Here is a 26,668-nt window from a genome sequence, read left to right as displayed (position 1 = left end):
ACCGATTCCGCACGCACAGGATCCACACGAAACGGTCAAAATTCCGTGAAAAATCAATTTGGATTCAGGTTTTCACGCGCGGGGCCGAAATCCTAACAGACAAGCCGTAATAGCGCTGCCGCGTTATACGACTTGGGTCGCGTATGCCCGGCCACCGAAACGTGGTTGGATGCTGGCGGTGGTTTATTACAAGAAAAAGAATCCGGAGTGACAGCGTTATGAACAGCTTGCGCAGTGTGTCGATCAGCCGACGCTTGTGGCTCATCTTGATTGTGGCGGTGGTCATGCTACTGACGTTGGGCGTGTTGATGCTCAAGCAGATCCACGACGACCTGTATCACGCCAAGGCCCAGAAAACCCAGCATGTGGTGCAGACCGCCAGCGGTTTGCTGACTTACTACCAGGGCCTCGAAACGGCAGGAACCCTGACTCGCGAGGTGGCGCAGAAACAGGCGCTGACCGCGATCCGTGGCCTGCGCTATGACCAGAATGACTATTTCTGGATCAACGACCTCACCCCCGTGATGGTCATGCACCCGACCAATCCCAAGCTTGAAGGCCAGAATCTCTCGGCCATCCGCGATCCGGACGGCTTTGCGGTGTTCAACGAAATGGTTGCCATTGCCAAGGCCAAGGGCGCCGGCATGGTCGATTATCGCTGGCCAAAGCCCGGCGCCAGTGAACCGGTGGCCAAGACCTCTTACGTGAAACTGTTCGAGCCGTGGGGCTGGGTCATCGGTTCGGGCGTGTACGTCGATGACGTGCAGGCCGAATTCCAGGGCCAGGTGATCAAGGCGTCCGTGGTCGGGCTGGTCATTGCGGTGATCATGGCGCTGCTGGTGATCCTGATTGCCCGTAGCATCGTTCGCCCGTTGCAGGAAACCGTGAACGCCATGGCTAACATTGCCAGCGGCGAAAGCGATCTGACCCGTAGCCTCGATACTCACGGCCAGGACGAAGTCACTCAACTGGCCCATCACTTCAATGCCTTCACCGCCAAGCTGCGCCGGGTGATCGGCGACTTGCAGGTGTCCGCCAGCGCATTGGGCCAATCGTCCAGCGAACTGGGTAACGATGCGGCGCAGGCCCAGCAACGCAGCCAGCAGCAGTCGCAGCAGATGGAACTGGTGGCCACAGCCGTCAACGAAGTGACTTACGGCGTGCAGGACGTGGCGAAGAACGCTGAACACGCCGCCAGCGAAATGCGTGACGCCGAAGCCCAGGCCCAGCAAGGCCAGATCAACATCGACGGCAGCCTGCAACAGATCGACAAGCTGTCCGGCACCATCGATCAGGCCGTCGAAGTCATCCGCACGCTGGCGAGCGAAAGTACCCAGATCGGCACCGTGCTGGAGGTGATCCGCTCGATTGCCGAACAGACCAACCTGCTGGCCCTCAACGCCGCCATTGAAGCGGCTCGTGCCGGCGAACAGGGTCGCGGTTTTGCGGTGGTGGCTGACGAAGTGCGATTGCTGGCTCAGCGTACGCAGAAGTCCACGGCGGAAATCCAGACGATGATCGAACGTCTGCAAAATCATTCCGAAGCCGCCGTGAAAGTGATCGGCGACAGCAGCAAGGCCTCGCAACTGACCATCGAACAGGCAGGTCTGGCCAGTGCCAGTCTGAATGCCATTGGCCAGGCCCTGCGCAACCTCAATGGCCTGAACGCCTCGATTGCCAGCGCAACGCTGCAACAGGCGCATGTGGTCGAAGACATCAATCAGAACGTCACCCAGGCGGCGGGCCTGTCCCACAGCACCGCGCTGGCGGCCGAGCAGTCAAGCGTGGCCAGCGTGCGCCTGGGCCAACTCAGCGAACAACTGAACGGTTTGCTGCGTCAGTTCCGCGTCTGACACCCCTTGCAGGTGGGAACGCGTTTCCCACCTGTTTTTCGGTACAATCCGCTCCCTCTTTTATTCCCCCCAAGGATCCTGCATGTCCGGGCTTGAACTGTTTGCGGCCGCCCTCGGTGTGATCGCCGTGTGGCTCACGGTCAAACAGAATCCGTGGTGCTGGCCGATCGGGCTGGTCATGGTGTCGCTCTACACCTGGGTGTTCTTCGAGGTGAAGCTGTATTCGGACATGCTGCTGCAAGTCGTGTACGCCGGGCTGCAAATCTATGGCTGGTGGCAATGGACGCGGGCCGGGACGATGCATGACGGGCGCGAGGTCAGCCGGCTCGAAACCCGTTCGATTGTGCAGGGGCTGGCCATCGGCGCGGTGGGCAGCCTGTTACTGGGCGCGGCCATGGCCCACTGGAGGGACGCAGCGCAACCCTGGCTCGACGCAGCGCTGACCGGTTTCAGTCTGGTCGCGCAGTTCTGGATGGCCCACAAACGTTTGCAATGCTGGGCGCTGTGGTTTGTGCTGGATGTGATCTTTGTCGGCCTGTTCCTCTATAAAGGGCTGTACCTCACGGCGGCGCTGTATGCCCTGTTCACCCTGATTGCGGTGCAAGGCTGGCGCGAATGGCGTGCCGATCCGGCGTTGCAGCGATGAAAGTAGTCGTTCTGACCGGCCCCGAATCCACGGGCAAGAGCTGGCTGGCGGCCGGAATCCAACAGCAGTTCGGCGGTTTGCGGGTGGACGAGTATGTGCGCTGGTTCATCGAGCAGAACCCTCGCGACACCTGCCTCGCCGACATTCCCGAAATCGTTCGCGGCCAGTTGCAATGGGAAGACGCGGCACGCGCGCAGCAGCCGCGACTGCTGATTCTCGATACGCATCTGTTGAGCAACATCCTGTGGAGCCAGACCCTGTTCGGCGACTGCCCGTCCTGGCTGGAGAGCGAGTTGCTGGCCCGTCATTACGACCTGCACCTGCTGCTCTCCCCGGAACAGATCGACTGGACGGACGATGGTCAGCGCTGCCAGCCCGACCTGAGGGAACGGCTCGCGTTCTATCACTCGACCCGAGAATGGCTGGAGCGGCATCGACAGCCTTTGCAGATCATCCAGGGCGACTGGGCGCAACGGCAGGCACAAGCCTTCGAATCGGTTCGCACGCTGTTGGCCGGCTGACCCGACTTTCGGGGCCATTGCCCCGGCGCATCCCCCTGTTTCGGGGCAAAAGTGTCCGTTCCTGAAACACTGCTGCGGGTTCAAAGTGCCCGTCTCAGGGCTCTTCATCCCTTTGTCACACGAGTTGTTACGTCACTGAAACACTCGCTCGCAAACCCTTGTTCCAGAGCTTTGCAATGACTTTTGCGGGTTATGCAGGTCGAGGCTTGTTTCAATGTTGAAACAGTTTTTGGATCAGTCCTGCGCCCAATCCGCCCAAGCCGCTGAAATCCAAAGACATTTCAAAAGCGGCACAGCTTTCGCTCTCTCCTTCACAACGCTGACCAAGGGCCAGCCCACTGAGAAGGAATTGCCGCCGTGGGGACTATCAATAAAGGCTTGACCTGCCTTCTGCTGATCGGATCGGCAGCCAGCACTTTGCTCAGTATGAACGTCCAGGCCGAAGGCAACGGCGTGATTGTTCTCAATCGTGATGTCCAACCCATCCCGATCGGCCGCAACGGTGGCAAAGACCCCTACCCGACCACCGTCAATGCCAACCCTTCGGCACGGATCAATTCGACCCTCAGCAACACCGAATTGAGCGACGGCGACTTCGCCGGTGTCGCCAGCGGCTCTTCCATCCGCGGCAACATCGCCACCCCCAACTCAAACCTGCCGGGCATGAACAACCTGACCAACCAGAATGGTCTGCCAGGCATGAGCGGCGGCCATGGCGGCGGTGCCGGTGGCTCGATCTCCAACACCGTCAACCGTGCGATGAGTTCCGGTCTTGCTCCGTTGACCCGCATGGCTGGAGGCCAATGACATGAATCGTTCCCTGCTCCTGCTCGCCCTGCTCGGCTGCTCCAGCGTGATGGCCGATCCCAGCGCTGTGAACAACGCGAACATTCAAGACTCCGGCGTTCAATACCGCGGCAACTTCAACGTCAACCAGGCGGCCGGCGACCAGATGCAACAGGCCAACGTCAAGGCGATCGCCATTGGCACCGAATCCCATGCCACCACCAGCGTGCAGCAGAAAATCGACACCCCCGCCGACCGCTCAATCAATGCGAGCGCCAACATTGGCGGCACCTCTTTCAGTAATGGCAACGGGATCCTGGGCGTGAACCAGGGCGCCGGGGCCAACAACCAGATGGCCAACGTCACGCGCGTCAGCATCAGTGCTGCCCCGCAGAGCGTTGACGATAGCGCCCTTTCTCAACAGAACGTGGCGTTGTTACCGAGCTCAGGAACAACTGGCACCTCACCCGGCAGTCGCCAGGTCACGACAAGTGATCAGGCCTTCACCGGCAGCCGAGGGGTAATCCAGGTGAACCAGAGTGCCGGGGTGGGGAACCGAATGGCTAACACCCTGAGCATCCGGGTCGCAGACTGACCCAAATAAAAAGCAGTGCAATTAGAAAGTACCAACACTTAACCAACTAATAAGCACGGAGAAACACCATGAAACCTACAATGGCCCTCAAACCACTGGTTTTCGCTCTCGCAGCAGTGATGGCAATCGCAGCACAGGCAGGCGGCCGCGATGATGATCACGGTCATGGTAATGGGCACGGCAATGGTCATGGCAACAACCATGGTCCAAAAGGCCCTACCCTGGAACAACTTCTGCAAATCACCGCCGGTGCCGGCGCTGCAGTGCTCGATGCACAAAACAGCGATGGCAACGTGGTGAAAAACCAGGGCACTGAAAACGATGCGAAGGCTGACAACTCGCTGAACGGCTCCAACGGCAACATGGGCGCCAACGTTGCAGCCGGCGACGGCAACCAACAAGACAACGCCGCTGCGCTGGCCACCGCCGACGAAAGCTTCATCTTCGGTACTGCTGTTGCTGCCTCGAGTGCCACTCAAGTCAACAACAACAACTACGTGAAAAACTCGTCGACTCTGAACACCGCTACACTTAACAACGCTGGCAACAACGGTTCCGGGAACATCGGCATCAACGTGACTTCCGGCAACTTCAACCAACAGAAAAACAACCTGGCAATCGCCGTATCGGGTGGTCGTGTAGCCACTGCCGCTGCTGCTGCCAACCAGTCTTCCACTGGCCTGGTCGTAGATAACAAAGGCGTGCAGACCTACAAAAAAGACACCCTCACCGGTACTTTCGCAGCCGCTGGCGTGTTCAAGGCCAAAGGTACTGCGACCATCGAAGACGATGACCACCACGGTGGTTATGGCAACCGTGGCGGCGGCCACGGCGGCAACGATGACCAAAAAGCCAAATTCGAAGCCGTGGGTGTCTTCGGTCTGGCTGGCGTCACCACCCAACAAGTGCTGACCAAAGATGGCTGGAAAAACCCTGTAACCAACACCGCAACCATGACCGGTTCGATGAACAACTTCTCCGGCAACGGCGGAGCGAACGTATCGGCAGGTGTGGGCAACCAACAAAGCAACTCGCTGTCCATCGCCGCAGGTTGCAAAGCCTGCATGTAATCGCGATCGAAACGAAAGCCCCGGAAACGGGGCTTTTCCTCAGTCCCAAAGGCGTATCGATCATGCGTAAGACTGCCCTCCTCGCTCTGCTTTGCTTCTGCGGCCTGACCCAGGCTGCGCAGATGCCCGTTGCTGCCTTGCCTGGCGGCACGCTCGTCTACAAGAACGTGCAAAGCATTCGTGAGCGCAAGTTTGCCGACATCGTCGAACAGAAAACCGATTTCAGCTGCGGCGCCGCCGCACTGGCCACGGTACTGCGCCAGGCCTATTGGCTCGACGTCGATGAAGAGCACGTCATCAAAGGCATGCTGGTCAATGCTGACCAGGACCTTGTTCGTACCCAGGGTTTCTCCATGCTCGACATGAAGCGCTACATAGAAAGCATCGGCATGCGCGCCAGGGGTTACAAGATTCCGCCGGAAAAACTCGATTCCGTGACGATTCCGGTGGTGGTACTGATGGAAATTCGCGGCTACAAGCATTTCGTGGTGATGCAGCGGGCGGACAAGGATTGGGTCTACATCGGAGACCCGGTTTTAGGACACAAACGCTACTCCCATGATGACTTTGTCAAAGGTTGGAACGGCATCGTCTTTGCCATTGTCGGCCCCGGATACGACAAGACCAATGCACTGCGCAGTCCTCCGGTACCGCTGACGGCCAAGAACAAGCTGGATAGCTTCAACCCTGTCAAAGATGCTGAATTGATGGACTTCGGGTTCATACAGAGCGACTTCTTTTAATCGCCGATTACAAGAGTGGGGCTGGATGTCCCGGGAGCAGCAGATGAAAACCTCATACTGGCTGGCCGCCGCCTGCCTGGCAGCGAGCGCATCAGGCTACGCCAATGCAGGATTCAAACCCATCGAAATCAAGGACCAGGAGCTCGCCGAGCTGCGCGGTCGTTATGTCATGCCGGGCCGGATCATCAGTTTCGGTATCGTCATGAGCAGTACCTGGCGCAACGCCAGCGGAGATCTGATCGGGGCCACGACCTCAATGCAATTGCAGGCCGCTTCGATAAAACCTGAATTCTACGTCTCGACCATCAAGGAAGCCGGCAACGGCAGCACCCCGGAACTGGGGACAGGCGCGGTCATTGGTGGTGCGGGGCTCAACTCCAGCCAGGGCGTGACGCAAAGTGTGCGCGCCGCCGGCGATGGCAACTCCGCCTATAACAACGTTGCGATCAACGTCAGAGAAGCCAGTCAGGCCCCAGCCCTGATGCCCTCCCAGGGCCAGGCCTTGATGGCCGGGCAGACGATTACCGGCAGCAACGCCGCCGGCAGCGTCGCGGTTTCGGCCACAGGTGGCGGTGTGCAAATGGCCATCCAGGCCGCCGGCAATCAGGGCACCGCCTTGCAACAGGTCGCCCAGGGCGGACTGCTGCAAAACACCCGTTTGCTCGGTAACGCCAACGTCGTCAACAACCTGACACAACTCAACGTCGTCCTTAACAATAACGGCATGAGTGCCGGCGCACTGGACTGCAACCTGACTCAACTCAGGGCACTACGCAACATCGGATATTGAACTACGCTGAGTCTCGATCATTGGGCTTAAAGGGACGGCTTATTCATGTATCGATCAGTATCACTGCGTGCCGCTGTATGTTTGAGTACTCTTCTACCCGCGGCGATGCTGCAGGCAGCGCCCGACGCCGATGTAGAAGCCCTGAAACAGGAACTTCTGGAGCTGAAGCAACGATACGAAGTACAACAGAAAGCCCTGGCGGTACTCGAACAGCGGGTCCGCCAGGTCGAAGAGCAACCCGCCTCCCCGCCCCCGAAACGCCTGGCCAAATCGCCTTCGGACATGAAAGGCAACCGGGTCGCCACCGGTACCGGGGCTGCAGCAGCGTCGGGGGGCGCCGCCGGGGGCAGTGGCTCCTCCTATGGCCAGTCGCTGGCCGACGATTCACAACCGGCACAGAGCGTGTCCAACCTGTACGACGAAGCCAGCGGCTTCTTTGGCGGCGGCAAGTTCAGCTTTGAAACCGGCGTGACCTATTCGCGCTACGACACCCGCCAGCTGATCCTCAACGGCTTCCTCGCTCTGGACTCGATTTTCCTGGGCAACATCAACCTCGACCGGATCAAGGCCGATACCTGGACGCTGGACCTGACGGGCCGCTACAACTTCGATAACCGCTGGCAGTTCGACCTGAACGTGCCGGTCGTGTATCGCGAATCGACTTATCAGTCGGGCGGCGGCAACCAGGGCGCTGCGGGGGTCACCACCGAAGACACCGTCACCAAGGATCCAACCATCGGCGACGTCAACTTCGGTATCGCCTACAAGTTCATGGACGAGTCGGTCAACACGCCGGATGCAGTGGTATCCCTGCGGGTCAAGGCACCTACCGGCAAGGATCCTTTCGGCATCAAATTGCGCCAGACCGATGCCAACACCAACCTGTTCGTGCCGGATACCCTGCCGACCGGCAACGGCGTCTGGTCGATCACACCGGGTATCTCGCTGGTCAAGACGTTCGACCCGGCCGTACTGTTCGGCAGCCTGTCCTACACTCACAACCTCGAGGAGTCGTTTGACGACATCAGTTCCACGGTCAACCAGAAAACCCCGGGCAAGGTGCGTATCGGCGACAGTTTCCAGATCGGTGCCGGTATCGCGTTTGCGCTGAACGAGAAGATGAGTATGTCGTTCTCAGTCTCCGATCTGGTGCAACGCAAGAGCAAGCTGAAACAGGATGGCGGGGATTGGGAATCGGTGGTATCCAGCGATGCCAACGCCGGTTACTTCAACGTCGGCATGACCATCGCAGCCACCGACAACCTGACCATCGTGCCCAACCTGTCCATCGGCATGACGGACGATGCTCCGGACTTCTCCTTCAGTCTGAAATTCCCGTACTACTTCTAACTGCCACACATGAAAAGGCCCGCTGCGACTTGCATCGCAGCGGGCCTTTTCAGCTTCCCGGACTCAGGAAGCGCCGCGCCCTAGCGGATCTGGTGCTTGTGCAGCAAACGGTAGAAAGTCGGCCGGGAAACCCCCAACACCTTGGCGGCAACACTAAGGTTGTCGCTGTGCCGGTTCAATACATCGCACAACGCCTGGCGTTCGGCGCGGGTCTTGTAGTCTTCAAGCGTGCCCATCGGCGCGGCGATCGACTGCTGGCTGATCAGCCCCAGATCACGGGCCTCGATCTGCCGCCCTTCAGCCAGCACCAGACCCCGGCGTACGCGGTTGGCCAACTCCCGGACATTACCCGGCCAGTCGTGCTTGCCCATGGCGATCAACGCATCTTCACTGAAGCTGCGCGGGCGACGGCCGGTTTCGTGGCTGTAGAAATGGGAAAAATGGTTGGCCAGCATCGACAGATCGCCATGCCGCTCGCGCAAGGGGGCAGTGACCACTTGCAGCACATTGAGCCGGTAATACAGATCCTCACGGAAGCGCTTCTTCTCGATGGCGGCTTCAAGGTCGACGTGAGTCGCCGCCAGCACCCTTACATCCACCGGAATCGGCTGACTGCCACCGACCCGTTCAATGTGCCGTTCCTGAAGAAAGCGCAGCAGATTGGCTTGCAGTTCCAGCGGCAGATCACCGATTTCGTCGAGAAACAAGGTACCGCCATTGGCCGCTTCGATACGCCCGACCTTGCGTTGATGGGCGCCGGTGAAAGCCCCTTTTTCATGACCGAACAGCTCGGACTGGATCAAATGCTCGGGAATCGCCCCGCAGTTGATCGCCACAAAGGGTTTGCTATGACGTTGCGACTGCCGGTGCAGCGTGCGGGCCACCAGCTCCTTGCCGGTACCGCTTTCGCCACGGATCAGCACAGGCGACTCGGTCGGGGCCAGCTTGCTCAGCAGTTTGCGCAATTCGCGGATCGGCTTGCTGTCGCCGAGCAGTTCGTGCTCCGGCTGATCGACGTGAATCGTGCCCTGGCCGCGCAGGCGCGCCATGCCGAACGCGCGACCGAGTGTGACCTGCACCCTCGACACGTCGAACGGCAAGGTATGGAAATCGAAAAACCATTCGCAGACGAAATCGCCGACGTTCTGCAAGCGCAACACTTCCTGATTCAGCACGGCGATCCATTCGGTGCCGCTGCGACTGATCAGCTCTTTGACGGCTTCGGGACGTTCCAGGTGAAAAGGCTGTAAACGCAACAGGCCGACATCGCAGCTTCGGTCGGCGGCGTTTTCCAGGCTGCAACTGTCGACGTCCCAACCCACGGCACGCAAACCAGGCAACAACCGGTGACAGTCGTCGCAAGGGTCGACGACCAGTAAACGTCGTAGTGCAGGCGCTTCGCTCATGACTGTTCCTTGGCGCCAAATTATGGGAAATGATCGTAAAAACAGTCATTTGGCAAACCTGACTGTTACATTAGCAAGAATTTGACGGCGTCTTGTATCAATTGCTTATAGCCGTACAAGTGAAGCAGTTATAAGAACCATCTTTATTAGTTAGCTATCGACTTGATTCTTTCACCAGGCTTTCAAAACCTGTCTGAATATTGAGTGTATGAAAGAAAGTCGAAATTTCTTCAGATTCTGTGTGACCCGCCAGCGGGTTGCGTGCATCAGTACAAGTAACTCGCCGAACGGTAAGCCCAACCGACGGCACATCACTTGATTGGGCACTATAGAGAGAAGACCCCATGACCGCCCCGCTCCGTATCAACGAAGCTCTTTTGATTGCCAACCGCGCATTTAAACCTTTCCAATGCGTCGCCTGGGCCCCACAAGACGGCAATGGTGAACTCTGCCTCACCGTGATTGACCGTACCAACTCCCATATCGGTCGTACCCAGATCCCGAGCAGCGCCTACTCCGACCCGGCTCAACTCGAGCACCTGCTGCAACAGGCTCGCGCCGAACTGAGCGAAGAAGGTTACGCCCTGCAATCCTGGTCGATGCCACACTGATCCGAGGGTGATGCGGATGACGTTCAAGTCATCCGCCCTCTTCTATTAGTTGCTGATTGTTTTTCTAACTTCAGCCTCTTTGTACAACTTTCCTCCGAACTTTCGTGCCTGAATGCTTGGCAGGCTTGCGACTGGTTCAAAAAGACACTGTTCTGGCACAGTACGACCCTCCACCTGTTAGTTCTTACAGTTGTACTAGCGCGTATTCAGGGATTGAATGTTTCGCTCATGCAGTTACCCGTTCCGCCTTCCGGAAATCGGTCGACTCGCAAGGAGAAGCATGCATGTCATCCCATATCGCCATAGCGCTGCCGACGCTAGCGAATAACACCGGACAACTCGACAAGACCTTTTCCAGCAGCGGTGTCGCGCAGGTCTACTTCGCCGGCAGTTCGTCCAGCCTGACCCAGAGCGTGGCGCTCGATGCGCACGGTCGGATTCTGGTTGCCGCCAAGGTGGGCACAGCTCAGGGCAGCCGTTTCGGCCTGGCCCGCCTGCTCGAGGACGGTTCGGCAGACCTGGGATTCGGCTTTCAAGGCAGCGTGATCGGCCGGTTCGCCGCCGGTTTCGAAGCTACCGGCAGCAAGGTTCAAGTCCTGCCTGACGGACGAGTACTGCTGGCGGGCCTGCATTACGAATCAGAACATCGCACCCTGCCCGCCCTGGCCCTGTTCGATGCCCAGGGCCGGCCTGACCCGGACTTTGGTGACAACGGCCGGCAAATTGTCCGTCTGCCCGGCGATCTGTCCACGGGTTCCCGCGATGCCTGGTTGCCACCGGGCGTTCCGGGCGCCGAAGCCTGCGATTTCGCGGTACAGCCGGACGGGCATATCCTGCTGATTGCCAACCATCACTTCGAACTGGCCGATCATGTCGGCATGCTGATCCGCCTTAAACCGGACGGCAGCCTCGACCCGTCTTTCAACGGTCGCGGTTTCGTCATGGTTCGCCACTTGCTGCTCAATACCTGGCTCGGCAGCCTGCTGCTGCAAAAAGACGGAAGAATCGTGGTGGCCGGTTCGATCGACTTTCCCCAGGAAGGCCTGCTCGCCCGCTACCTGCCGGATGGTCGGCTCGACGAACGCTTTGCGGTGGACGGTTTCCTGGCCTTCAAGGCTCAGGGCCGAAGTGCTCTGGTGAATCAAGTCATCGAATCAACGGAACATCTGCATGGCTTCGGCAGCAGTCGCGACCCGATTCGATGCATGACGCTGTCTGTCCACGGCAACGGGCGTCCCGATTTGCACTGCAACGGCGGTCAGCCACTTCTGTTGGACATCGGCCCCAGCGGCTGCCAATGGAACGCCGCGCAACGCATGACAGACGGGCGTCTCGTTGCGGTGGGTGCGACGATCGGCGGGGTCGAGGCCGATTTCATCGTCGCCCGCCATCAGGCCGATGGCCGTCTTGACTCCAGCTTCGGTGACGGCAAAGGCTGGTTACGCACGCGGCTGGGGCGCAGCCTCGATACCGCCACGTCACTGGCGATTCAGCCGGGCGGTGAGATTCTGGTGGGCGGTTATTCACTGGACGGCAACTACCGTGCAGTGGTCGCGCGTTATCTGAATCAGTAATCAGAACCTTCCCACACTTGATCTTGCCTATCGCTTACGGCAACTTGCGTGCTTCTTAAAACAAGGAGCAACCGATGTCCGGTTCGATGGCCCAGGCGTTCGCGCACAATTTTCTCGGGCATTCGCCCCGCTGGTACAAGGCGTGCATCGTCGGGTTTCTGATTCTCAACGCGCTGGTGCTGTGGACCGTCGGCCCGGTCGCCGCCGGTTGGTTGCTGGTGATCGAGTTCATTTTCACTTTGGCCATGGCGCTCAAGTGCTACCCGCTGATGCCCGGCGGCCTGCTGCTGATCGAAGCGCTGCTGCTGAAAATGACCACGCCCCAGGCGCTATATGAAGAGCTGCTGCACAATTTCCCGGTGATTCTGCTGCTGATGTTCATGGTCGCCGGCATCTACTTCATGAAAGACCTGCTGCTGTTCCTGTTCTCGCGTCTGCTGCTGGGCGTGCGTTCGAAGGCGCTGCTGGCCCTGATGTTCTGCTTTTTGTCGGCGTTTCTGTCGGCGTTTCTCGACGCGCTGACCGTGACGGCGGTGATCATCAGCGCCGCCGTGGGCTTCTATTCGGTCTACCACCGGGTGGCCTCCGGCAACGATCCGCGCCAGGACAGCGAATTCAGCGATGACCAGCATCTGCCCCAGTTGCATCATGAGGACCTGGAGCAGTTTCGCGCTTTCCTGCGTAGCCTGCTGATGCACGGCGCTGTCGGTACTGCATTGGGTGGCGTCTGCACCTTGGTGGGCGAGCCGCAGAACCTGCTGATCGGCCACGAGATGGGCTGGCACTTCGCCGAGTTTTTCCAGAAGGTCGCACCGGTATCCCTGCCGGTGCTGGTCGCGGGACTGGTGACTTGTTTGTTGCTGGAGAAACTGCGCTGGTTCGGTTACGGCACGCTGCTGCCGGACAACGTACGCGCCGTGCTGGCCAACTACGCCGCCGAAGACAATGCCGAGCGCACCCCGCGCCAACGCGCCGCCCTGCTGGTGCAAGGCTGCGCTGCGCTGATTCTGATTGCCGGGCTGGCGTTCCATATCGCTGAAGTCGGCTTGATCGGGCTGATGGTGATCGTGCTGATCACGGCTTTCACCGGCATCACCGACGAACACCGACTGGGCAGCGCCTTCAAGGACGCCATGCCGTTCACCGCGCTGCTGGTGGTGTTCTTCGCCGTGGTCGCGGTGATTCACGACCAGCAACTGTTCGCGCCGCTGATTCACTGGGTACTGGCACTGCCGGCCGAGCAACAACCAGGAATGCTGTTCATCGCCAACGGTCTGCTGTCGGCCATCAGTGACAACGTATTCGTCGCCACGATCTACATCACTGAAGTGAAACAGGCGTTCCTGTCCGGCCACATGAGCCGCGAACACTTCGAGACACTGGCGATTGCGATCAACACCGGCACCAACCTGCCGAGCGTGGCCACACCCAATGGTCAGGCAGCGTTCCTGTTTCTGCTGACGTCGGCGATTGCACCGCTGGTACGGTTGTCCTACGGGCGAATGGTGTGGATGGCATTGCCCTACACCATCGTGATGGGATTGCTGGGCTGGTATGCCGTGAGCTACTGGCTGTAAAACAACAACGGGAGCCCTGAGGCTCCCGTTTTTTTATGCATGAATCAGCGCGGCAGAATGTATTTCTCGATCGCCTGCACCACGCCATCCTCGGTGTTCGGCCCGGTCACCACGTCGGCCTGACGCTTCACCGCGTCCTCGGCCTGCCCCATGGCTATCGACAACCCGGCAACATGGAACATCGCCGGATCATTGCCGCCATCGCCAATCGCCGCCGTCTGCGCCAGCGGTACGCCCAGATGCGCGGCCAGGGTTGCCAGTGCAGCGCCCTTGTTCGCTTCCATCGCAGTCACATCCAGAAAAACCGGTTGCGAGCGCGACACCTGCGCCATGCCCTCGACCTTCGGCAGCAACTGCGCCTCCAGCTCGATCAGCAGTTCAGTGTTGTTGCTGGTCGCGACGATCTTGTCGATACGCTCCAGGTACGGCTCGAAGCTCTCCACCACCACCGGTGGATAACCGAGCCCATGCTGCTCACGCGGCACCATCGGCCCGTGCGGATCCTTGAGCAGCCAGTCGCCGCCGCTGAACACCCAGATTTCGACATCCGGCTGATCGACGAACAGCGCCAGTGCGGTCAACGCTGCCGTGGCCGGCAGGTAATGCGCGACCAGAATGCTGCCGTCCGGATTGACGATCGTGCCGCCATTGAACGCCGCCGTCGGCAGATCCACGCCCAGGGCTTCGATCTGTTGCAGCATGGCTTTGGAGGGACGCCCGGTGGCCAGGCTGAACAACACGCCCGCTTCGCGCAGCGAACGAACGGCATCAACCGTGCGCTGGCTCAGGCTGTGATCGGGCAACAACAGCGTGCCGTCCATGTCGCTCAACAGAAAACGGATCGGCTCGCTCATCCCAGACCATGCCAGACGCGACCATCGCGAGTCAGCAGCTCATCGGCGGCTTTCGGCCCGTCTTCGCCGGCGGCGTAACTCTGCACGCTCGCATCCTGTTGCCAGGCGTCGAGGAACGGCTGCACCGCGCGCCAGCCGTTCTCGATGTTGTCGGCACGCTGGAACAGCGTCTGGTCACCGGTCAGGCAGTCGTAGATCAGGGTTTCGTAGCCGGTGGACGGCTGCATTTCGAAGAAGTCCTTGTAAGCGAAACCCAGCTCGATGTTGGCCATGTTCAGCGCCGGCCCCGGCCGTTTGGCCAGCAGGTCGAACCACATGCCTTCATTGGGCTGGATCTGGATACGCAGGTAGGTCGGTTGCAGTTCGTCGACCTCGGTATCCCGGAACTGCGCATACGGCGCCGGTTTGAAGCAGATGACGATCTCGGTGTCGCGCACGCTCATGCGCTTGCCGGTGCGCAGGTAGAACGGCACGCCGACCCAGCGCCAGTTGTCGATCATCACTTTGAGCGCCACGTAGGTTTCCGTGGTGCTTTCTGGGGAGACGTTGTTCTCGTCGCGATAACCAGCCACCGGTTTGCCAGCGACTTCACCGGCGCCGTACTGGCCGCGCACCGAATTTTCTCGCGCCTCTTCAGTGGTCCACGGCCGGATCGCGCCGACCACCTTGGCCTTCTCGCCGCGCACCGCATCGGCGCCGAACGCGGCCGGCGGTTCCATCGCGACCATGGCCAGCAACTGGAACAGGTGATTGGGCACCATGTCCCGCAGGGCGCCGGTGTGTTCGTAAAAACTGCCACGGGTTTCGACGCCGACGGTTTCGGCGGCGGTGATCTGCACGTGGTCGATGTAGTGGTTGTTCCAGAACGCTTCGAACAGGCTGTTGGAGAACCGGCTGACCAGAATGTTCTGCACGGTTTCCTTGCCCAGATAGTGATCGATCCGGTAGATCTGCTTTTCCGACATGACCTTGAGCAGGCAGGCGTTCAATGCCTCGGCGGTTTGCAGGTCGGAGCCGAACGGTTTTTCGATCACCACCCTTCTGAAGGCTTCCGGGGTTTCTTCGAGCAGCCCGGCGCTGCCGAGACGGCGCACCACTTCACTGAAGAAACGTGGCGCGGTGGCCAGGTAGAACACCGCATTGCCAGTGCCGCTGTCGGCGATTTTCGCCGCCAGGGCTGAATAAGTGCTGTCGTCCAGGAAATCGCCCTGGACGTAGCTGATGCCTTTGGCGAGCTTGGCCCACAAGGCCGGATCAAGCATCTGATCGCCCTTGCCGACTTTCGCTGCCACTTCGGTGCGGATGAAGTCTTCGAGCTTTTGCGCGAAGGCTTCATCGGTGATGGCGTTGTGGTCAACGCCGACGATCCGCAGGCCATCATCCAGCAGGCCGTCGCGACTCAGGTTGTACAGCGCCGGCATGAGCAGGCGCTTGACCAGATCACCGTGGGCGCCGAACAGAAACAGCGTGGTCGGTGGTGCGGGTTCTGCCTTGGATTTCCTGCGGATCGTATGGGTCATTTCTTCGGAGTCTCCACGTGGCCGCCGAAGCCGAAGCGCTGGGCCGAAAGAATCTTGTCGCCGAAAGTGCCCTGGCCGCGGGAGCGGTAGCGCGAGAACAGCGAGTTGGACAGCACCGGTACCGGCACCTTTTGTTCCATTGCCGCTTCGATGGTCCATTGACCTTCGCCGCTGTCCGCCACGGAGCCGGAGAAACCGTCGAGTTTCGGGTCGACCGCCAGGGCATCGGCGGTCAGGTCGAGCAGCCACGACGACACCACGCTGCCACGACGCCAGACTTCGGCGATGTCGGCCACGTTCAGGTCGAAACGCTGGTCTTCTGGCAGAAGCTCGCTGGACTTGGTCTTGAGGATGTCGAAGCCTTCGGCGAAGGCCGCCATCATCCCGTACTCGATCCCGTTGTGGATCATCTTGACGAAGTGACCGGCACCGGCGGGACCGGCGTGGATGTAGCCGTGCTCGGCACGGTGGTCATCGGACTTGCGGTCCCTGGTGCGCGGAATGTCGCCCATGCCCGGCGCCAGCGCGGCGAACAGCGGATCCAGACGCTTAACGGTCTCGGCATCGCCGCCGATCATCATGCAGTAGCCGCGCTCCAGGCCCCAGACGCCGCCGGAGGTGCCGACGTCGATGTAGTGCAGGCCCTTCTCGGCCAGGGTTTTGGCCCGGCGGATGTCATCCTTATAGTTGGTGTTGCCGCCATCGATAATGGTGTCGCCCGCCTCGAGCAGCGTGCTCAGGGTTTCGATGGTGTCTTCAGTCGGTGCGCCGGCCGGCAGCATGACCCACACCGCACGCGGCTTGGCCAGGCCTGCGACCAGTGCAGGCAGATCGGCGACGCCGGTAGAGCCCTCGGCGGCCAGGGTGTCGACAAAGGCGGTATTGCGGTCGTAAACAACGGTGGTGTGACCGTTGAGCATCAGACGTCGCGCAATATTGCCGCCCATGCGGCCCAGTCCAATAATCCCGAGTTGCATGTGCTGATGCTCCTTACTACAAATAAAAGTGTGTCAAAGGTATAGCCCAACGCGACTAATGGAGGTTAGTCCAGAGCGTCGGGTTGAAGTTTCCGTGCATTGTGCCCGATCCAGACTGATAACGTCTGGAAACGTGCCGAAGACACAACGACCATGAAAAATAAAAAAGTTCCATTCACGAGCAAAAGAAATCAAAATCGGCGCCGATAGTATGTCAGCAACCGAATTCGGGGCTGAACTACAGTTGAGACACGCCATTTGCGAGGTGAGCAATGGGCACAGTACACACAGCAATGCCGCCACAAACCCTGTACGTCACCATCCGTCGTGATGAATTGCGTCAGTTGAAAGATGAACGCGACCAGCTCAAGCAGGAACTCGCGCAATTGCGCCTGCTGACCCAAGGCGCCGAGCCGAAGCCCTTGCCACGCGTACAGCGCTCGCCCCACGCCTGATCCCCGCCCGCTTCGGGAGCAGCCATTGCTGTTCCCGACATGCTGCACCTCCTGCCCTTTTCGGCAACTAACAAAGTTTTCACATTCGCTTGTTGATACTCCGGCGCATTCTGGCCGTGCGTGTCTGCGCATGGCCTCCGTTCGTCGGGTTCATGCGCCGGTTGCATGGAGCGCCCGGCGGTGGATGTGACGACTGAGCTGGAGTGCTGAATGGCGGTGTTCAAACGCAGCAATACGACTGCGACAGGTTTCGACTGGGCCGGTTTCATCTGGCTGTTTGTGTTCTTCTGGTACTTCTCCGGTATCACCCAACTGCTGATCCAGCTGACCGGCACCTCTGGCTTCACCGGGTTCCGTCAGGCCTTCGTGATGAGCGCCGTGTGGCTCGCGCCGATGCTGCTGTTCCCCAAACGCACCCGTCTGCTCGCCGCGCTGATCGGCGTCGTGCTGTGGGCCTGCTCGATGGCCAGCCTGGGTTACTTCTTCATCTACCAGCAGGAATTCTCCCAGAGCGTGATCTTCATCATGTTCGAGTCGAACGTGTCCGAAGCCGGCGAGTACATGACCCAGTACTTTGCCTGGTGGATGATCCCGGCGTTCCTCGCGCACACCGCGTTCGCGTATTTCCTGTGGACACGCCTGCGTCCGGTTTACCTGCCCCGTGGCCGGGCGTTCGTCGCCGCCATGGCGATCCTGGTGGCCGTGATCGGTTATCCGCTGGTCAAACAGACAATGCGCACCGGCAGCTTCGCCCAAGGCTTCGAGAAATTCGAAACCCGCATCGAGCCGGCCGTGCCATGGCAGATGGCCGTGGCTTATCACCGCTATCAGGAAACCCTGGCCGACATGCAGGGCATGCTGCACAGCGCGAGCAAGATCCCGCCGCTGAAAAACCTCCAGGACTCGGGCGCCAACCAGCCGGCGACCCTGGTGCTGGTGATCGGCGAATCCACCAACCGCCAGCGCATGAGCCTCTACGGCTACCCGCGTAAAACCACGCCGGAGCTGGACAAGCTCAAGGATCAGCTGTCGATCTTCGACAACGTCATCACCCCGCGCCCGTACACCATCGAGGCGCTGCAACAGGTGCTGACCTTCGCCGACGAAGAAAATCCGGACCTGTATCTGTCCACGCCGTCGCTGGTCAGCATGATGAAACAGGCCGGCTACAAGACCTTCTGGATCACCAACCAGCAAACCATGACCAAACGCAACACCATGCTCACGACCTTCTCCGAACAGGCCGACGAACAGGTGTACCTGAACAACAACCGTAACCAGAACGCCGCGCAGTACGATGGCGACGTGATCGAGCCGTTCAACAAGGCCCTGGCCGACGCGGCGCCGCGCAAGCTGATCGTCGTGCATCTGCTCGGTACGCACATGAGCTACCAGTACCGTTATCCGCCGAGCTTCGACAAGTTCCAGGATCGCAACGGCGTTCCGGCCGGCGTGCGTGACGATCAGGTGCCGACCTACAACAGCTACGACAATGCGGTGCTGTACAACGATTTCGTGGTCTCGAGTCTGATCAAGGACTACGCCAAATCCGATCCGAACGGCTTCTTGCTGTACCTCTCCGACCACGGTGAAGACGTATTCGACTCGGTGGGCCACGGCACCCTGGGCCGCAACGAAAACAAGCCGACGGCGCCGATGTACACCATTCCGTTCATGGCCTGGGCCTCGCCGAAGTGGCGCGAAAACCACGACTGGAGTTTCGCCGGAGATCTGAGCCGCCCTTACAGCAGTTCACACCTGATCCACACCTGGGCGGACCTGGCCGGGTTGAGTTTCGATGAGCTGGATCGCAGCAAGAGCCTGGTCAGCGACAGCTTCAAGCCTCGTCCGCTGTTGATCGGCAACCCTTACGAACGCGAACAGCGGGCCCTGATCGACTTCAGCCTGATGAAACCGAAAAAACCCGCGGCCACAGCCACGGAAGTGGTGCTGCAGGAGTAACAGAAAGGGCCGGAAACGGCCCTTTTTTCATGCAACTGAAACATCTTCAAATAACAATATTTCTCGTTTGATACTAAATCGCACACCTTCGCTTCGTCTTTGAACAAACGGAATTTTTCCCTCGAAGACAAGGAGTCGGCTGCGATGTTCGCGCCCATCACCCGTTCCATGACCCTCACCCTGGGCCTGTGCAGTGTTGCATTGAGCCCGGATCTGCTGGCTGAAACCGACGCCGAAAAACAATCAGCCCCCGCTGCTCCGGCACTGGAGCTGGCCTCCACCAGCGTCACCGCCCAAGGACTGGGCAGCACCACTGAAAACACCCACGCCTACACCACCGGCGCCATGAGCACGGCCACGCGGTTGAACCTGTCGATCAAGGAAACCCCGCAATCGGTGTCCGTGGTCACTCGTCAGCAGATGGATGATTTCAAGCTCGGTACATTGTCCGAGGCCATGAGCCAGACCACCGGCATCGTGGTGCAGCACAACGACTCGGATCGGGTCAGCTATTCGTCCCGCGGTTACTCGATCAACAATTTCCAGATCGACGGGATGCTCAACACCTTCCAGTACATGAAGTCCGATTCGGACACCATCATCTACGACCGCATCGAAGTCGTACGCGGCGCCACCGGCCTGACCACGGGTGCAGGCGACCCGTCGGCAACCATCAACATGGTGCGCAAACGCCCGACCGCACAATGGCAGGCGCAGGCCGGCGTCAGTGGCGGCAGCTATGACGATTACTACAGCTATGTCGATGTCGGCGGCCCGCTGGCGTTCGACGGGCGCCTGCGCGGGCGAAGCGTACTGGCCTACCGCGACCAGGGGTCGTTTCGCGACAAGTACGCCCTGCAAAGGGAAGTCGGCTACGGCATCCTCGAAGCGGACCTGACCGACTCCACGGTGCTGGCGGTCGGTTACGACTATCAGGACAAGCAGGTGCAAGGCTCATCGTGGGGCACCCTGCCGTACTGGAACGCCGACGGCAGCAAGGCCAGCCTCGGGCGTTCGACCAACATGGCCACTTCCTGGAGCTCCTGGCCGCTGCGCGACAAGACCGCGTTCGCCACCCTCGATCAAAGCCTGGCGGGCGACTGGCACCTGAAAGCTGCCTACACCCACCGCAAGAGCGACACCGACGGCAAGGTCTACTACGCCGGCGCCGGTTTCCCCGAACCGGATCGCAGCGGCATGACCGCCTACAGCTCACACATGATCGGCCCGCAGCGCATGAAGGCGTACGACTTCAACCTGTCCGGCCCCTACTCGCTGCTGGGGCGCGAACACCAGATGATGATCGGCTATGGCGAAGCCGAACGCAGCTCCAGCTCGCCGTACACCGTTGACGGTCCGGTTGCGCGCAACTACGCCACCATCCGCGACTGGAAGTACATGGGCGACATCGCCAAATTCCCGGACACCGTGACCGGGCTCACCAGCTCCAAAGACAGCACGCAACAAAAAGCAGGCTATCTGGCGACTCGCCTGAGCCTGACGGACGACCTGCACGCCGTACTTGGCACCCGCTACGGCAGCTGGAAGGCGTCAAAAACGGCCAACACCTTCGACGACAACCTGCAACTGGAAAGCGTCGATGCCAGCCGCCAGCAGCACAACGACATGTGGACGCCTTACGCCGGCCTGCTTTACGACCTGACGCCGGAGTACACCGTTTACGCCAGCTACACCGACATCTTCAAACCGCAGACCTACCGCGACGCCAACCGCAAGTTCATCGAGCCGATTGTCGGCAGCAACTATGAAGTCGGACTCAAGGGCAGCCTGCTGGACGAGCGCCTGAATCTCGCCACCGCCATTTTCTGGAGCAAGCAGGACAACGTGGCCGAAGTGGATGACTCGGTGCCGCCGGATCCGGTGACCCTGGAGGAGTTCTACAAATCCGGCGGTAAAGGCAACAAGGTCAACGGTTTCGAAGCCGAGGTCTCGGGCGAAGTGCTCGACGGCTGGAACATGACCGCCGGCTACACCTACACCCACTCGGTCAACGGCGAGAAAAACCGCACCAACACCAACCAGCCGCTGAACCTGTTCCGCCTGTCCACGGCCTATCGCCTGCCGGGCAACTGGAATGCCCTGACCGTGGGCGGCGCGGTGAACTGGCAGAGTGACGTCTACGGCAATTCCAACCGCCCGGTCGGGCGCGGCGCCAATGGCCGGATCATTACCGAACGTGCGCGAATCAGACAGGACGCCTACACGGTGGTCAAGCTGATGTCGCGGTACGAGTTCGACAAACACCTGTCGGCGTCCCTCAACGTCGACAACCTGTTCGACAAGAAGTATTACGACAACGTCGGCTTCTACAACGGCGTGTTCTGGGGCGATCCTCGCACCGTGACGCTGAGCCTCGACTGGAAACTCTGACGCCCTTCCCTCACGACCTGCGCGCGTTATTGACGCGTGCAGCGTTCGTCCGAAACGCCGTGGAAACACCCGGTAAAACCTAAACTGAACGAGCGTTAACCTCTCGTTAATGCCCTCGACGGACACTGCGCCCCGAGGACCAGATTCATGGATGAACGGCTCCGACATTTTTCGTAGGAGGCACCATGAAAACCACGACTGCAATCCTTGCCGGTCTACTGACCCTCGCATCCGCCAGCGCATTCGCCGAAGGCGGCGCCGAGCGCATGAGACATTACTGGGCCAACTTCCCGGTTCATTCCGCACAAAGTCAGCAGGCTGACGCGAAGACCAACGAACTCAAGGTTCCGGACGACCAGACCGCCCAGGTGACTGAATCCTATCGCCCTTGAGCGAACGCTTTACCGATGGACCTGCGATGGCTCCGCTCTGGCCCCGCAGATGACAGTTGGGCGCCCTGTTCGGGCGCCTTTTTTTATGCCTGCAGATCCTTGATCCAGAACAGCATGCGCCCGTGACTCGGGTCGAACATGCCCGGCGCGAAGCCGAACTTGGCATAGGAATTCTGCGCCACGGCGTTGCCTTCAAGCACTTCCAGGGTGATCTTGCAGCAACCGCGCTGACGGGCGATGTCCTCGACCTTGCGCAGCATTTTCTGACTCAGCCCCAGGCCGCGAAATTTCGTCACCACCGAGACGTCATGCACGTTGACCAGCGGTTTGCAGGCAAACGTGGAAAACCCCTCGAAGCAGTTCACCAGCCCTGCCGGCTCGCCACCGACAAACGCCAGGACGCTGAACGCGTGGGGCCGCTTGGCCAGTTCGGCGGGCAGTTGCTGCAACAGTTCGGGGTCAATGGGATGGCCGCCGCCCATCGGGTCTTCGGCGTAATGATTGAGCACCACACCGATGGCCTCGGCATGCACCGGGTTGGTGTAACTGGCTTGAAGCACAAGAATGTCTGCGGAATCCATTTCCTTCCTCGATCGCACGTGGCCCCGGCGCGTTTGATACGCACTGATAGGCTCGGCGACCTTAGCGCGAGGCAGGTCCCGGCCACAACCCGACGTTTTCAATGCCCCCAGATGAGTTCTTCGGTCCAGCCCAGCTCGGCGAAATCCTCGGCTCGCAAACCGGACTCGCCGGCACAGAAAAACTCGTCCAGTTGCGGCGGTTTCACCGAGGTGCCGCTGAGCATCGCGTGGACCTGGCCACGGTGGTGGATCTGGTGTTCGAACAGGTGCGAAATAATCCGCAGACGGCTGTCGTGCTGCGGCGTGTCGCGGGCGATGGTGACGATGCGCCCCAGATCGGTATCGCGCAGTTGCTCGCAGTAGGCGATCAGGCGCCGGTCAACATGCGCCTGTTCTCGGCGCAAGGCCTGCGCCTCGGTGAAGGGTTCGTCTGCATCGAAGAACACGTAGCAATCGGGATGCGGCTCGTCACCGCGCAACTCGCGCTCCAGCGCATCAACGTAGAACCAGTCGCAGGTGAGGATGTGGTTGAGGGTCAGGCGGATGCTGGGGAAGAAACTCACCCGCGGCGCCGCCAGCTGCGCGTCGTCGAGCTGGCTCCAGGCCTTGGCCAGTCGATGGTTGGCCCAGGCGTTCTGGTAGGCCATGGTCAGCAAATGGTGGGACAGTGGCTGAGTCATGTCGCGCCCTCCGTGTTTTCAGGTCTCGGCGAAGCGTTGCAACTGCATTTCCTGCAAGCGGCTGAGGGTCCGGCGGAACGGGAATTCCAGGTAGCCTTCGGTGTAGAGCGCGTCCATCGGCACTTCGGCCTCGATGTACAGCGGCACCTTGCGGTCGTAGCACTCGTCGACCAGAGCGATGAACCGGCGCACCCCGTCATCGTGCACGGACAGTTGCGGCAATTCGCGATCGCCGGCCACCACCCGTTCCGCGCCGTCCTCGGTGCCACGGGCAATCCGCCCTTCGCGCTTTTTCGCGCTGAGGTTCGGCACCTCGCTCAACAGAATAGCCCGGTAGGTGTCGCACAACGCGATGAAATCCATGGCGGCGAACGGTTGCTCGCACAGGTCGGTGTAACGGCACCACAACACCGAATCACTGGCCTGCACCACGTTAAGGGCGCGGTAACCGACCGGCACCTGTTCGGCGCTGACGGTTTGCCCGGCGGCCAATGCGTCGAACACCTGGTTCAGTGCACTACCCTGCCCCGGAGATGCAACCCAATAGCGTTGCTCGACGGCGCCGGGATGCAGTCGGTGATCTTCGGCGCCATTCACCGCGACCACTTGCATGTGCTGCTTGATCGCGGTGATTGCCGGCAGGAAGCGATCGCGGTTGAAGCCGTCGGCATACAGCTGATCCGGCGGCAGGTTGGAGGTGCAGACCACCACCACGCCTTCGTCGAACATCACCTGAAACAGGCGCCCGAGAATGATTGCGTCACCGATGTCATTAACGAACAGCTCATCGAAACACAGCACCCGCACCTCGGCCGCCAGCTCACGGGCCAGGGCCCGCAGTGGATCGGCGATCCCGGTCAGTTGAAACGAACGTTGATGCACCCAGCCCATGAAGTGATGAAAGTGCTGCCGCCGCGCCGGCACCCGCAAGCTCTGATGAAACTGGTCCATCAGCCAGGTCTTGCCACGGCCGACCGGACCCCACAGGTAAACACCGGTGACCGAACGGGCACCGGCGTGCAGGGCTTCATGGCATTTTTGCAAGGCCCAGACCGCGTGTTCCTGGGCTTCATCCTGGATGAAGCCCTTGTGGTCGACGGCGTATTGCCAGGCGCTCAGGGGGGAGTCGAAAGTCATGCGCGGCAGTATGCCACGATGGCTACAGGGAAATATCCAGCCGAGCGATTTTGCCCTGTTCGTTGAGCCGGAACGTGTAACGCAGCTCCAGCGGGCTGCCGGGAAACGTTCCGGAGATCAGCCCTTGCACCAGCACCTTGCCGGTGCGCTGCTGGACGCCCAGCACTTCAACCCGTGGCTGATAGCGCTGGGCAGTGTCTTGCATCCAGTTGGCGATGGCCTGCGGGCCGACCTGATGATGGCCTTCATCGAACACATGGGCATCCTCGGCAAAAAAACTGCCGACCCGGGACGTATCGCGAGCATTGGCGGCGTTGATGTACTCAACGATGGCCGGGGCGAGGATCGAGGTGGGATGGAACATGGTTACAGCTCCTTTTTTCGGGTTCTGTCGCCATCCTAGAACAGCCCTGCGTCAATTCCTGTCAGGAGTGAAACGGCCGTTTTCGTCCAGTTGCATCTGCCGCTGCCAAGTGCGCAACAGGTCGCTGCGACGCCCCGGATAGCGCTCGCCCTGCAGGCTGGCGGCGGCAATCCGGTCGGTGCGAAAGGTGCGATAGGCGCCGCGCAATTCGCACCACGCGACGATGATCCGCACCTCGTTGAGAAAGCCCAGCGCCAGCGGCCAGATCAAGCGCTGGCTCTGCACCTGCTGCGCATCGGCGTAATCGATGTGCAGCTTGGCCTGATCGCGGATCGCATGACGGAAAACGTTCAAAGGCACCGCGTTTTGCGGAAATCCGTACCCCGGCGGCCCGGGCATCACCGTTGGATTGCGCAGCGCTTCCTGGGCCTGCGGGTCCAGCACTGCCGCAATTTTTGCCAGTGCATCCGCCGCAGCCTTGCTCAGGACTTCGTCACCACGCTGATCTACATAACGCAGGCCCAGCACGATGGCTTCGGTCTCGTCGGCGTTGAGCATCAGCGGCGGCAGAAACAGACCGCTGCGCAGCACATAACCGATGCCCGCCTCGCCGTGGATCGGCGCACCGAGTGCGGTCAGTTCGGCAATGTCGCGATAGAGGGTGCGTTCGGAAATTTCCAGCTCCGAGGCCAGCGTCGCGGCGGTGACCGGGCGTTTCTTGCCACGCAACACTTGCAGCAGGGTCAACAGACGAGTGGTTCGCGACACGGTGTGCGGCTCCGGGCAAAAATTTGCCGGAGCTTAGCAGAGCCTGGTGTCAGAAATTGTCAGGAGCTTTCACCAGGCTCGGAGGGGGTCACGCGTCGACTTTGTGCCGGGCCGCGTACAGGCAAAGCATCTCCATGGCCAGGGTCGCCGCCGCCAGCGACGTCACGTCCGCATGGTCATAGGCCGGCGCCACTTCCACCACGTCCATGCCCACCAGATTGATCCCGCGCAGGCCGCCAAGGATCTCCAGCGCCTGCACTGTGCTCAACCCGCCACACACCGGAGTGCCGGTGCCAGGCGCAAAGGCCGGATCCAGGCAATCGATGTCGAACGTCAGGTACACCGGATTGTCCCCGACGCGCGCGCGAATGGCCTCGACGATCGCCTCACAACCACGGCGATGCACCTGCCGTGCGTCCAGCACCTGAAAGCCCTGATGATCGTCATTGGTGGTGCGCAAACCGATCTGCACCGAACGCGCCGGATCCACCAGTCCTTCCCGCGCCGCGTGCCAGAACATGGTGCCGTGATCGACCCGTTTGCCGCCCTCGTCCGGCCAGGTGTCGCTGTGGGCGTCGAAGTGAATCAGCGACAACGTGCCGTGCTTGCGCGCATGAGCCTTGAGCAGCGGATAGCTGATGAAGTGATCGCCGCCAAAGGTGAGCATGGCGCTGCCGGAGCTGAGGATGTGCTCGGCGTGGGCCTCGATGCTTTCCGGGATGGTGTGCGGCGAGCCGTAATCGAAGTCGCAATCGCCGTAATCGATCACCGCCAGATGATCGAACGGGTCGAACGCCCATGGCCAGTGCCGTTCCCAGGCAATCCCGGTGGACGCCGAACGAATCCCGCGCGGCCCGAAACGTGCGCCGGGACGGTTACTGGTGGCGGTGTCGAACGGCACACCGCTGACCGCCACGTCCACGCCGCGCAGGTCACGGCTGTAGCGCCGGCGCATGAAACTGGTGATCCCGGCGTAGGTACTTTCGGCAGCGGTGCCGTAAAGGCTGTCACGGGTCAGGGCCTGATCGTTTTGCATGGGCACGTCCATCGGTGTGTTCCTGTTGT

The 26,668-nt window shown here is 60.4% G+C and carries 26 protein-coding genes; 16 read left to right on the top strand and 10 right to left on the bottom strand.

Features of this window, described 5'->3' with window-relative positions; all coding sequences use genetic code 11:
• Positions 1 to 218 precede the first annotated feature (218 nt).
• The 9 genes from KJY40_RS14840 to KJY40_RS14800 all read left to right on the top strand — a co-directional run bounded on the left by KJY40_RS14840 (position 219) and on the right by KJY40_RS14800 (position 8,354).
• Positions 219 to 1,853 (top strand): methyl-accepting chemotaxis protein, encoded by a 1,635-nt coding sequence (locus KJY40_RS14840; protein WP_230730814.1) that lies wholly within the window; start codon positions 219 to 221, stop codon positions 1,851 to 1,853.
• Positions 1,854 to 1,935: 82 nt separating this feature from the next.
• Positions 1,936 to 2,499, top strand: a complete 564-nt coding sequence (gene pnuC, locus KJY40_RS14835; RefSeq protein ID WP_230730813.1) for a nicotinamide riboside transporter PnuC — start codon at positions 1,936 to 1,938, stop codon at positions 2,497 to 2,499.
• Positions 2,496 to 3,020 (top strand): AAA family ATPase, encoded by a 525-nt coding sequence (locus tag KJY40_RS14830; protein WP_230730811.1) that lies wholly within the window; start codon positions 2,496 to 2,498, stop codon positions 3,018 to 3,020. The genes pnuC and KJY40_RS14830 overlap by 4 nt, the downstream gene beginning before the upstream one ends.
• Positions 3,021 to 3,377: 357 nt before the next feature.
• Positions 3,378 to 3,827, top strand: coding sequence for a hypothetical protein (locus KJY40_RS14825; protein WP_230730808.1), 450 nt, complete (start codon positions 3,378 to 3,380; stop codon positions 3,825 to 3,827).
• Between the two features lies 1 nt (position 3,828).
• Positions 3,829 to 4,401: an adhesin gene (locus tag KJY40_RS14820; protein ID WP_230730806.1), complete on the top strand. Its 573-nt coding sequence runs from the start codon at positions 3,829 to 3,831 to the stop codon at positions 4,399 to 4,401.
• A 68-nt stretch (positions 4,402 to 4,469) separates the two neighbouring features.
• The gene (locus KJY40_RS14815) at positions 4,470 to 5,471 is read left to right on the top strand and encodes a heme utilization protein (protein ID WP_230730805.1); all 1,002 of its coding nucleotides are present in this window, start codon (positions 4,470 to 4,472) and stop codon (positions 5,469 to 5,471) included.
• A gap of 62 nt (positions 5,472 to 5,533) precedes the next feature.
• Entirely contained in the window at positions 5,534 to 6,214 is a 681-nt protein-coding gene (locus KJY40_RS14810; protein WP_230730804.1) for a C39 family peptidase, read from the top strand.
• Between the two features lie 43 nt (positions 6,215 to 6,257).
• Entirely contained in the window at positions 6,258 to 7,004 is a 747-nt protein-coding gene (locus KJY40_RS14805; RefSeq protein ID WP_230730803.1) for a hypothetical protein, read from the top strand.
• Positions 7,005 to 7,049: 45 nt separating this feature from the next.
• Positions 7,050 to 8,354, top strand: a complete 1,305-nt coding sequence (locus KJY40_RS14800; RefSeq protein ID WP_230730802.1) for a hypothetical protein — start codon at positions 7,050 to 7,052, stop codon at positions 8,352 to 8,354.
• Between the two features lie 80 nt (positions 8,355 to 8,434).
• On the opposite strand, the gene KJY40_RS14795 is transcribed toward KJY40_RS14800, so the two are convergent.
• On the bottom strand, positions 8,435 to 9,760 hold the full coding sequence (locus KJY40_RS14795) for a sigma-54 dependent transcriptional regulator (protein ID WP_230730801.1): 1,326 nt from the start codon (positions 9,758 to 9,760) through the stop codon (positions 8,435 to 8,437).
• A gap of 344 nt (positions 9,761 to 10,104) precedes the next feature.
• On the opposite strand from KJY40_RS14795, the gene KJY40_RS14790 reads away from it, so the two are divergent.
• The 3 genes from KJY40_RS14790 (at position 10,105) to nhaB (ending at position 13,522) form a co-directional block, all read left to right on the top strand.
• On the top strand, positions 10,105 to 10,371 hold the full coding sequence (locus tag KJY40_RS14790; protein WP_230730800.1) for a hypothetical protein: 267 nt from the start codon (positions 10,105 to 10,107) through the stop codon (positions 10,369 to 10,371).
• A gap of 284 nt (positions 10,372 to 10,655) precedes the next feature.
• On the top strand, positions 10,656 to 11,945 hold the full coding sequence (locus KJY40_RS14785; RefSeq protein ID WP_230730799.1) for an NHL repeat-containing protein: 1,290 nt from the start codon (positions 10,656 to 10,658) through the stop codon (positions 11,943 to 11,945).
• A gap of 74 nt (positions 11,946 to 12,019) precedes the next feature.
• A complete protein-coding gene (nhaB, locus tag KJY40_RS14780) occupies positions 12,020 to 13,522 on the top strand; it encodes a sodium/proton antiporter NhaB (RefSeq protein WP_230730798.1) in 1,503 nt (500 codons plus the stop codon).
• Positions 13,523 to 13,566: 44 nt separating this feature from the next.
• On the opposite strand, the gene KJY40_RS14775 is transcribed toward nhaB, so the two are convergent.
• From KJY40_RS14775 to gnd, 3 genes are read right to left on the bottom strand one after another with little or no spacing between them, the layout of a single operon-like run.
• Positions 13,567 to 14,376 carry an HAD family hydrolase gene (locus KJY40_RS14775; RefSeq protein ID WP_230730797.1) on the bottom strand — a complete coding sequence of 270 codons (810 nt, stop codon included), beginning with the start codon at positions 14,374 to 14,376 and terminating at the stop codon, positions 13,567 to 13,569.
• On the bottom strand, positions 14,373 to 15,896 hold the full coding sequence (gene zwf, locus KJY40_RS14770) for a glucose-6-phosphate dehydrogenase (protein WP_230730796.1): 1,524 nt from the start codon (positions 15,894 to 15,896) through the stop codon (positions 14,373 to 14,375). Before zwf ends, KJY40_RS14775 begins: the two co-directional genes overlap by 4 nt.
• Positions 15,893 to 16,873, bottom strand: coding sequence for a phosphogluconate dehydrogenase (NAD(+)-dependent, decarboxylating) (gene gnd / locus KJY40_RS14765; RefSeq protein WP_064596363.1), 981 nt, complete (start codon positions 16,871 to 16,873; stop codon positions 15,893 to 15,895). The genes zwf and gnd overlap by 4 nt, the downstream gene beginning before the upstream one ends.
• A gap of 272 nt (positions 16,874 to 17,145) precedes the next feature.
• On the opposite strand from gnd, the gene KJY40_RS14760 reads away from it, so the two are divergent.
• The 4 genes from KJY40_RS14760 to KJY40_RS14745 all read left to right on the top strand — a co-directional run bounded on the left by KJY40_RS14760 (position 17,146) and on the right by KJY40_RS14745 (position 22,073).
• A complete protein-coding gene (locus KJY40_RS14760; RefSeq protein ID WP_127798040.1) occupies positions 17,146 to 17,328 on the top strand; it encodes a DUF6026 family protein in 183 nt (60 codons plus the stop codon).
• Positions 17,329 to 17,538: 210 nt separating this feature from the next.
• Complete coding sequence (locus tag KJY40_RS14755) at positions 17,539 to 19,290, top strand: phosphoethanolamine transferase CptA (RefSeq protein WP_230730794.1); 1,752 nt, start codon at positions 17,539 to 17,541, stop codon at positions 19,288 to 19,290.
• Positions 19,291 to 19,434: 144 nt separating this feature from the next.
• Complete coding sequence (locus KJY40_RS14750) at positions 19,435 to 21,681, top strand: TonB-dependent siderophore receptor (protein ID WP_230730793.1); 2,247 nt, start codon at positions 19,435 to 19,437, stop codon at positions 21,679 to 21,681.
• A 185-nt stretch (positions 21,682 to 21,866) separates the two neighbouring features.
• Positions 21,867 to 22,073 (top strand): hypothetical protein, encoded by a 207-nt coding sequence (locus KJY40_RS14745; protein ID WP_007957512.1) that lies wholly within the window; start codon positions 21,867 to 21,869, stop codon positions 22,071 to 22,073.
• Positions 22,074 to 22,156: 83 nt separating this feature from the next.
• Here KJY40_RS14745 and KJY40_RS14740 read toward each other — a convergent pair whose 3' ends face one another.
• The 6 genes from KJY40_RS14740 to speB form a co-directional block, all read right to left on the bottom strand.
• Positions 22,157 to 22,654: a GNAT family N-acetyltransferase gene (locus tag KJY40_RS14740; RefSeq protein ID WP_230730791.1), complete on the bottom strand. Its 498-nt coding sequence runs from the start codon at positions 22,652 to 22,654 to the stop codon at positions 22,157 to 22,159.
• 98 nt (positions 22,655 to 22,752) lie between these two features.
• Positions 22,753 to 23,334 carry a DinB family protein gene (locus KJY40_RS14735; RefSeq protein ID WP_230730789.1) on the bottom strand — a complete coding sequence of 194 codons (582 nt, stop codon included), beginning with the start codon at positions 23,332 to 23,334 and terminating at the stop codon, positions 22,753 to 22,755.
• Between the two features lie 18 nt (positions 23,335 to 23,352).
• Positions 23,353 to 24,471: a cell division protein ZapE gene (zapE, locus tag KJY40_RS14730; protein ID WP_230730787.1), complete on the bottom strand. Its 1,119-nt coding sequence runs from the start codon at positions 24,469 to 24,471 to the stop codon at positions 23,353 to 23,355.
• A gap of 22 nt (positions 24,472 to 24,493) precedes the next feature.
• Positions 24,494 to 24,835 carry a nuclear transport factor 2 family protein gene (locus KJY40_RS14725; RefSeq protein WP_007957516.1) on the bottom strand — a complete coding sequence of 114 codons (342 nt, stop codon included), beginning with the start codon at positions 24,833 to 24,835 and terminating at the stop codon, positions 24,494 to 24,496.
• A 51-nt stretch (positions 24,836 to 24,886) separates the two neighbouring features.
• Positions 24,887 to 25,603, bottom strand: a complete 717-nt coding sequence (locus KJY40_RS14720; protein ID WP_115077845.1) for a helix-turn-helix transcriptional regulator — start codon at positions 25,601 to 25,603, stop codon at positions 24,887 to 24,889.
• An 88-nt stretch (positions 25,604 to 25,691) separates the two neighbouring features.
• Positions 25,692 to 26,651 carry an agmatinase gene (gene speB / locus KJY40_RS14715; protein ID WP_230730786.1) on the bottom strand — a complete coding sequence of 320 codons (960 nt, stop codon included), beginning with the start codon at positions 26,649 to 26,651 and terminating at the stop codon, positions 25,692 to 25,694.
• Positions 26,652 to 26,668 lie beyond the last annotated feature (17 nt).

The sequence above is a fragment of the Pseudomonas fitomaticsae genome, from assembly GCF_021018765.1.
In the GTDB taxonomy this organism is placed as follows: Bacteria; Pseudomonadota; Gammaproteobacteria; order Pseudomonadales; family Pseudomonadaceae; genus Aquipseudomonas; species Aquipseudomonas fitomaticsae.
The sequence above is the reverse complement of the archived record's forward strand: the minus strand, read 5'-3'. Positions and strand labels throughout refer to the sequence as shown.